Here is a 6,461-nt window from a genome sequence, read left to right on the forward strand (position 1 = left end):
AGTCCTTAGGCACAGGCACAGGCACAAGCTCAGGAGGCGCGGGCCAGCTGGCGGATGGGAATCCACCGGGAGGCCAGGCGGCGGTACGCCGCGGCTGCGCCCGTCATGTCACCCTCGGCCAGGCATTCGATGCCAAGCCTGATGTCCATGGGCGAATCGTCCGGGTACACCTTGTCGGCAACAGCTCCGTAGTCCAGCTCCACCATTGAGTTCACATGGAAGAGTTCGAGCCACTCCGTGAGCTGGGCAAGATCGTCCAGCATGTCAAGGTCCGGTGCCGCCAGTGCCAGATTGGCCACGGCATAACGGGCACGCTCCAGGGCTTCCGTGATGGGTGCCCACACCCGGACCGTGAGGATCCGCCCGGAAGCCTCCACCACGTCTTTATGGTCTGAATCCATAAACAGGGAAAACCAGCTGAAGGGGATCCCCCAGGTGGATGCCCTGGTGTGCACGCGGATGGACCCGTCACGCGCCTTCACCTGGTCGATCCGCTCTTGGTGCTTGTCCCGCTGCTCTTCAGGAATCAGCAGCTCAGCCAGCGGGCCGTGGATTCCCTCCATCAGCGCGTTCGCCGCCAAGCCGGCCCGCAGTACCAGCTGGCTGGGACAGTACAGCAGCTCAGGCTCTGCGTCAGCACCGTCGTCGGACGTGCCTCCCCCGGCAGCCGGGGCAGTGGTGACCCGCACCAGGTCGGTTCGCCCAGTGGGGAACGGGTCGCCGCCGGACCGGGTGATCCGCCCCAGCGAGGCCAGCAGTTCCGCGTTTTCGACGGCGGCGCGCGAGGCGGTCTGCGCCCCCGCGGCGGCGATCGCTTTCCGCTGCTCCTCGGGGAAAGCGTCCAGGGGTTCGTAGACGCGGAGCGTCGAGGAGAATGGCAGGCCTGCCTGGCCCCGGTAGAGGTTTCCCGTCATGACGGCCTCCTTGAATGGGTCCAGGACAATGTCATTAGTCTGCCAGTTCCACCAGCACGGGGGCATGGTCCGACGCGCCCTTGCCCTTGCGCTCCTCGCGGTCGATCGACGCGCCGGTCACCCGTGCAGCCAGGGCGGGGGAGGCCAGCACGAAGTCGATCCGCATGCCCTCCTTCTTGGGAAAGCGCAGCTGGGTGTAATCCCAGTAGGTGTAGACGCCGGGTCCGGGCGTGTACGGGCGCACCACATCCGTGAAGCCTGCGGATTCGAAGGCATGGAACGCCTCACGCTCCGGCGGGCTGACGTGGGTGTACCTGTTGTTAACGAACAAATCGATGTCCCACACGTCGTCGTCGAACGGTGCGATGTTCCAGTCACCCATCAGTGCCACCTGTGCCTGGGGGTTCTGCGTGACGAGTCCCTGCGCATGCGTTTTGAGGCTCTCCAGCCACTTGAGTTTGTACGGCATGTGCTCGTCGTCCAGGGAGCGGCCGTTGGGGACGTAAAGGCTCCAGATCCGGACGCCGGCGCAGGTGGCAGCCATGGCACGGGCTTCCTGGACGGGCTCCGTGCCGGTCTTGCCAAACGCGGGCTGGTCAAGGAACGTCCGCTCAACATCTTCGAGCCCCACCCGGGACGCGATGGCTACGCCGTTCCACTGGTTCACGCCGAAGTGGGCCACTTCGTAGCCCATCCGCTCAAACAGTTCCCACGGGAAGTTTTCATCCTTGCACTTGGTTTCCTGGATGGCCAGGACGTCACAGTCGCTGCGCTGCAGCCAGGCCTCCACGCGGTCGGCACGGGCTCTGAGCGAATTCACATTCCAGGTAGCAATCTTCACAGTTCCTAACTTACCGTGGCCGCGCCACCGCGGGTAAAGCCCAGGTGAAGCTCAGGCAGGGCGCCGGCAAGCTCCCGGCAGGCGCATCCGCGATGATCCCGGCCCGGTGGAGTTTAGTAGGAAGTCCGAGTATATTCGCAACCAGAAATGACCTGGGTCACACGCGAAGGAGCTTCCGGCCATGGTGCGCGAGCTTTCCCACTACGTCGGCGGCAAGCATGCAGCCGGCGGCTCCGGCCGCTTCGGCGACGTCTTTGACCCCTGCACCGGAACTGTCCAGGCCCATGTTCCGTTGGCCGGCCGGGGCGAGGTATCCAATGCCGTTGCTGTCGCCGCAAAGGCCCAGGAGGAATGGGCGGCCATGAACGCCCAGCGCCGCGGCCGGATCCTGCTCCGGTTCGTGGACCTGGTCAACCGGGACATGGACGCACTGGCGCGGCTGCTGTCCTCGGAACACGGAAAAACCCTCGCCGATTCCAGGGGAGACATCCAGCGTGGCCTGGAAGTGGTGGAGTTCGCCGCCGGCGCGCCCCACCTGCTCAAGGGTGAGTTCTCCACCGAGGCCGGCCCCGGGATAGACATCCATTCACTGCGCCAGCCCCTTGGTGTGGTGGCGGGGATCACGCCGTTCAACTTTCCCGCCATGATTCCGCTCTGGAAGTCGGGGCCGGCCCTTGCCTCGGGGAACGCGTTCATCCTGAAGCCTTCCGAGCGGGATCCTTCCGTGCCGCTGCGCCTGGCCGAGCTGTACTCCGAAGCTGGCGTGCCGGACGGCGTGTTCAATGTGGTCAACGGCGACAAGGAGGCGGTGGACGCCCTCCTGGAAGATCCCCGGATCAAGGCCATCGGGTTTGTGGGCTCCACCCCTGTTGCCCAGTACATCTATGCCACGGCGGCCGCCCACGGCAAGCGCGCCCAGTGCTTCGGCGGAGCCAAGAACCACATGGTGGTGATGCCGGACGCAGACCTGGACCAGGCTGCCGACGCCCTCGTCGGTGCAGGGTATGGCTCCGCGGGGGAGCGCTGCATGGCCGTTTCGGTGGCTGTTCCGGTGGGGCAGGAAACCGCTGACCGGCTTGTTGCCAAACTCCAGGACCGGGTGAAGGGCCTGAAAGTGGGCCACAGCCTCGACCTGGACTCGGACTTCGGCCCGGTGGTGGCCGCCTCTGCCAAGGAGCGGATCGAAGGCCTGATCCAGGCGGGACTGGACGAGGGCGCCACGCTCCTGGCGGACGGCCGGGGAATCACGGTGGAAGGCTACGAGAACGGTTTCTGGGTGGGGCCAACGCTTTTTGACCACGTGACGCCAAACATGGGCATTTACCGGCAAGAGATCTTCGGTCCCGTCCTCAGCGTGGTGCGGGCGTCCGACTACGACGAGGCCCTGCAGTTGTGCAGCAGGAATGAGTTCGGCAACGGCGTGGCCATCTTCACGCGCGACGGCGACGCAGCCCGGGATTTCGCCGCCCGGGTGGACGTGGGGATGGTGGGCATCAACGTGCCCATCCCGGTGCCGATCGCGTACTACACGTTCGGCGGCTGGAAGGCGTCGGGCTTCGGCGACCTGAACCAGCACGGGGCAGACGCCTTCCGTTTCTACACCAAGACCAAGACAGTCACCACACGGTGGCCCTCAGGAATACGGCACGGGGCCAGCTTCGTGATGCCGGAAGGAAGCTAATGACGGACAGCGCGAAACCGGCTGCGGACAACCAGGCCGAGGTGCTGTTCGAGCGCCGCGGCCGGCTGGGAGTCATGACCCTCAACCGGCCCCAAGCCGTCAACGCGTTGACCGCGGGAATGGTGGATGCGCTGCTCGAGCAGCTCACCGCGTGGGCGGACGACGACGGCGTTGCCACGGTCCTGGTGCGGGGGGCCGGTGACCGCGGGCTGTGCGCCGGGGGCGACATTGTGGCCATCTACCAGGACATGCTGGCCGGCGACGGGCTAACGGCGGACTTTTGGCAGGTGGAGTACCGGCTCAATTCCCTGATCTCCCGCTACCCCAAGCCATATGTGGCCTTGATGGATGGCCTGGTGCTGGGCGGCGGCGTGGGGATTTCCGCGCACGGTTCGGTCCGGGTGGTGACTGACCGGACCAGGATGGGCATGCCGGAGACCACCATCGGTTTTGCGCCCGACGTCGGCGGGACCCTTCTGCTGTCCCGGGCACCGGGGGAGGCGGGAACCCATGCGGCGCTGACCGGCGCCCACCTCAGCGGGGCGGATGCCCTGCACCTTGGACTCGCCGACCACTTCGTGTCGTCGGACCGGCTCGAGGACCTGCTGGTGGCGCTGGAAACCGAAACTGCGGAAGCCGCCGTCGCGCATTACAGCGAGGCGCCGCGGCCCTCGGCCCTTGAGCAGCAGCGTGACTGGATTGACAACTGCTACGCCTCCGATGACGCCGAGGAAATTATCCGGCGCCTCCGGAGCTTTGACGGCGAAGGCGGCGAAGCGGCCCGGATTGCCGCCGACACCATCGAGGCGAAGTCGCCCACGGCCGTGAAGGTCACGCTGGCCTCCCTCCGCCGCGTGAAGTGCCTCACCCTCGATGAGGCCCTGGCGCAGGAGTACCGGGTAGGTTTGCGGTTCCTGGAAGCACCGGACTTCCGGGAGGGCATTAGGGCGCAGGTGGTGGACAAGGACCGCACGCCCCGCTGGCGGCCGCCCACCCTGGCGGAGGTGCTGCCCCAGCAGGTGGAACGCTTCTTTGAGCCCCTGGGCAGCAAGGAACTTGACCTGCAGCTAAAGGAGACGGACCATGCCTGAGAAGTACACCGTTGCATTCCTGGGCCTCGGCCACATGGGCGGACCCATGGCGGTGAACCTGGTCAGAGCGGGGTACACGGTAGCCGGCTTCGACGTCGTGCCCGCAGCCCTTGAAGCAGCCCGTACAAATGGTGTTCCGGTCGCGGCCAGTGCTGGTGAGGCAGTATCCGGTGCCGACGTGGTCCTCACCATGTTCCCGAGCGGCCGGCATGTGCTGGATGCCTATCTGGGCACAGCTGGTGGCCCTGGCCTGCTGGCGGTGGCTGCCCCCGGAACGATGTTCCTGGACTGTTCCACCATTAACGTGGACGAAGCCCGGGAAGCAGCGAAGCTGGCTATTGATGCCGGCCACCGCTCGGTGGATGCCCCGGTATCCGGCGGAGTTGTGGGCGCCGAAGCGGGCACCCTCACGTTTATGGTCGGCGGTGATAAAGCGGACTTCGAGGCAGTCATGCCGCTGCTGGACGTGATGGGCAAACGCGTGGTCCACTGCGGTGCCCACGGCGCAGGACAGGCAGCCAAAATCTGCAACAACCTGATCCTGGGCGCCTCCATGATTGCCGTCAGCGAGGCTTTTGTGCTGGGGGAGAAGCTGGGCCTGAGCCACCAGGCGCTGTTCGATGTGGCGTCGGCGGCGTCGGGGCAATGCTGGGCGCTCACCACGAACTGCCCCGTGCCCGGTCCGGTCCCCACGAGCCCGGCCAACCGCGATTACCAGCCCGGTTTCGCCGGTGCCCTGATGGCCAAGGACCTCAACCTTGCCGTCAACGCACTGCGCAGCACAGGAGTGGCGGCCAGGGTTGGACCGCTGGCTGCCGAAATCTACGATACGTTTGCCGCGGAAGGCGGTGCGGGCCGGGATTTCTCCGGAATTATCACGGACATTCGGGACAGGTCGAACGCCCAGGACAATCCGGCGGGCGTAGCGGCCTCCGGATCGCCAGCGGCCGGCGTCCCGGCGGCCAGCGTTCCAGCCCCGGAATCACCGGCACCACCAGCATCACACCAGGCAGCGCAGGACGACGGGAGCCCCGAATGACGGAATACACAAACATCCTCGTGGAACAGCGGGGCCGGGTGGGCCTGGTGACGTTGAACCGGCCGCAGGCGTTGAATGCGCTGAATAAAGCCACCTCGGAGGAGCTCGTGTCCGCCGTCCGTGCCATGGATGCCGATCCCGGCGTGGGGGCCGTGGTCATCACCGGCTCGGGCAAGGCCTTCGCAGCCGGGGCTGATATCAAGGAAATGGCGGCCCAGGGTTACATGGACATGTACGCCGCGGACTGGTTCCGTGGCTGGGAGGACTTCACCCGGCTCCGCGTACCCACGATTGCCGCAGTCTCGGGATTCGCCCTGGGCGGGGGCTGCGAGCTGGCGATGATGTGTGATCTCATCATCGCCGGGGACAACGCGAAGTTCGGCCAGCCGGAAATCAACCTGGGCGTACTGCCCGGCATGGGCGGATCCCAGCGCCTCACCCGCGCCGTGGGCAAGGCCAAAGCAATGGACCTGATCCTCACCGGAAGGTTCATCGGGGCGGAGGAAGCTGACCGGTGCGGCCTGGTGTCCCGGGTGGTGCCCGCTGAGGATGTTGTGGACGAGGCAATGAAGGCCGCCGAGGTGATCGCCGCCAAGTCCAAGCCGGCGGCCATGGTGGCGAAAGAAGCCGTGAACGCCGCCTTCGAAACCGGGCTGGCCCAAGGCGTCCTGTTCGAGCGCAGGCTGTTCCACTCCCTTTTCGCCACCGAGGACCAGAAGGAAGGCATGGCGGCGTTCACGGAAAAACGCCAGCCCGAATTCAAGCACCGCTAGATGATTAAGTCCTATTGGATTTAGTGGTCGTAGGCAATGAGTGAGCGCTTGCGGGGCGCGTTGATGCGCCAGTTGTGCCAGATGCCTGCGGCGAGGGCGAGGAGTCTGGCTGCCACCCGGGC

At 66.0% G+C, this 6,461-nt stretch carries 6 protein-coding genes and 1 pseudogene; 4 read left to right on the top strand and 3 right to left on the bottom strand.

What is annotated here, in order from left to right:
- Positions 1-29: 29 nt before the first annotated feature.
- Together M8J71_RS19585 and M8J71_RS19590 are read right to left on the bottom strand one after the other, a co-directional pair.
- The gene (locus M8J71_RS19585) at positions 30-914 is read right to left on the bottom strand and encodes a hypothetical protein (RefSeq protein ID WP_256249461.1); all 885 of its coding nucleotides are present in this window, start codon (positions 912-914) and stop codon (positions 30-32) included.
- A gap of 34 nt (positions 915-948) precedes the next feature.
- Positions 949-1,755 (bottom strand): exodeoxyribonuclease III, encoded by an 807-nt coding sequence (locus M8J71_RS19590; RefSeq protein ID WP_163164759.1) that lies wholly within the window; start codon positions 1,753-1,755, stop codon positions 949-951.
- A gap of 181 nt (positions 1,756-1,936) precedes the next feature.
- Here M8J71_RS19590 and M8J71_RS19595 point away from each other — a divergent pair, with 181 nt between their 5' ends.
- The 4 genes from M8J71_RS19595 to M8J71_RS19610 are packed head-to-tail and all read left to right on the top strand — an operon-like array spanning position 1,937 to position 6,339.
- Positions 1,937-3,436 carry a CoA-acylating methylmalonate-semialdehyde dehydrogenase gene (locus M8J71_RS19595; RefSeq protein WP_256249463.1) on the top strand — a complete coding sequence of 500 codons (1,500 nt, stop codon included), beginning with the start codon at positions 1,937-1,939 and terminating at the stop codon, positions 3,434-3,436.
- Positions 3,436-4,527: an enoyl-CoA hydratase/isomerase family protein gene (locus M8J71_RS19600; protein WP_256249464.1), complete on the top strand. Its 1,092-nt coding sequence runs from the start codon at positions 3,436-3,438 to the stop codon at positions 4,525-4,527. Before M8J71_RS19595 ends, M8J71_RS19600 begins: the two co-directional genes overlap by 1 nt.
- Positions 4,520-5,566, top strand: a complete 1,047-nt coding sequence (mmsB, locus tag M8J71_RS19605) for a 3-hydroxyisobutyrate dehydrogenase (protein WP_256249465.1) — start codon at positions 4,520-4,522, stop codon at positions 5,564-5,566. Before M8J71_RS19600 ends, mmsB begins: the two co-directional genes overlap by 8 nt.
- The gene (locus M8J71_RS19610) at positions 5,563-6,339 is read left to right on the top strand and encodes an enoyl-CoA hydratase (protein ID WP_256249467.1); all 777 of its coding nucleotides are present in this window, start codon (positions 5,563-5,565) and stop codon (positions 6,337-6,339) included. The genes mmsB and M8J71_RS19610 overlap by 4 nt, the downstream gene beginning before the upstream one ends.
- Positions 6,340-6,359: 20 nt before the next feature.
- Here the strand turns inward: M8J71_RS19610 and M8J71_RS19615 are convergent.
- Positions 6,360-6,461: pseudogene (locus tag M8J71_RS19615) on the bottom strand (IS982 family transposase); the annotation flags it as partial.

The organism is Pseudarthrobacter sp. R1 (assembly GCF_024494415.1).
Taxonomy (GTDB): domain Bacteria; phylum Actinomycetota; class Actinomycetes; order Actinomycetales; family Micrococcaceae; genus Arthrobacter.